The sequence below is a fragment of the Delftia sp. ZNC0008 genome (assembly GCF_000799035.1).
In the GTDB taxonomy this organism is placed as follows: domain Bacteria; phylum Pseudomonadota; class Gammaproteobacteria; order Burkholderiales; family Burkholderiaceae_C; genus Comamonas; species Comamonas tsuruhatensis.
This window is the reverse complement of sequence record NZ_JTKZ01000447.1, coordinates 1-498: the sequence shown is the minus strand read 5'-3', so window position 1 is coordinate 498 and position 498 is coordinate 1. Positions and strand designations below refer to the sequence as shown.

Annotated in this window: 1 pseudogene; it reads right to left on the bottom strand. The window is 65.5% G+C overall.

Annotation, left to right across the window (positions count from 1 at the left end):
• A pseudogene (locus L995_RS14830) lies at positions 1–486 on the bottom strand (hypothetical protein); the annotation flags it as partial.
• Positions 487–498: the final 12 nt, after the last annotated feature.

Below are 498 nucleotides of genomic sequence, written 5' to 3'. Positions count from 1 at the left end.
GATGGTCACGCTGGTGGCGGGACCAAAGGCACTGGCCGCATTCGCTACCGTGAAGGCGTAGTTGAAAGGCGTGCCCACAGCCAAGCTACCGGGGTTGGCCTTGGTAACCGTCAGCGCAGGCGTACCAGGGGTTACCGGCGTGGAAGGCGTCGATGCGCAATCCGTCGTGCAACCGGCCGTCGGATTGACCGGGCTGATGCCACCCGACGGATCGTAGGAGGCCGTGTTGGTGCTCGAACCCACCGCCGTCGGCACAGCCGGCAGGTTGAAGCTGGTGTTGCCACCGGCCGCCACTGCCGCAGTGAAGTTCACGGTGCAAGACAGGATCGCCGTGCCATTGCCCACGAAGGGGAAGGTGTTGGGCGTGCAGGTCGCACTGGCCACGTTCGCACCGCTCGGCACGCCCGTGATGCTGATGCCTGCCGGCACCAAGTCCTTGATGGTCACGCTGGTGGCGGGACCGAAGGCACTGGCAGCGTTGGACACGGAGAACGCGTA